Consider the following 371-nt stretch of genomic DNA (forward strand, 5'->3'; position numbering starts at 1 on the left):
GGTTGTCGTCGCCTTTTGCAGGAGGCGGCGTTGAGGGTTCGCCATCATCCACCTTTTCATCTTCCGGTATTCTGTACCAGGGCTGTATATAAATGGCCCAGTTCGGTCGAATGAAGCCAAGTCCAACATAGGCTCGATTCCAGCTACGGCTAAGTAGCTGACTACGCCCGTTGCTCTCGTGCTCAAAACCGGTTCGGAAGAAGAACGCACCATTCAGATCGGGGAGGTTGATGGGCGTTTGATAGAAAATCTCTGGTCGGTAATTGGTTTCACGAAACGGTGCAGATATCTCGCTATTGTATGCCTGCNNAAATGACTTCATTGTAAAGCCGAAGTAAACACCGTCTTCAGGATGCAGCATACTGGTCTCG

1 protein-coding gene is annotated in these 371 nt (G+C 50.1%); it reads right to left on the bottom strand.

Translation table 11 applies throughout. The annotated features are described in order from the left end of the window. The coding region (locus A3751_RS00395) for a phospholipase A (RefSeq protein WP_231876803.1) at nucleotides 1–322 on the bottom strand (322 nt) is incomplete at its 3' end. Between the last annotated feature and the right edge of the window lie 49 nt (nucleotides 323–371).

Source organism: Oleiphilus sp. HI0080 (genome assembly GCF_001635135.1).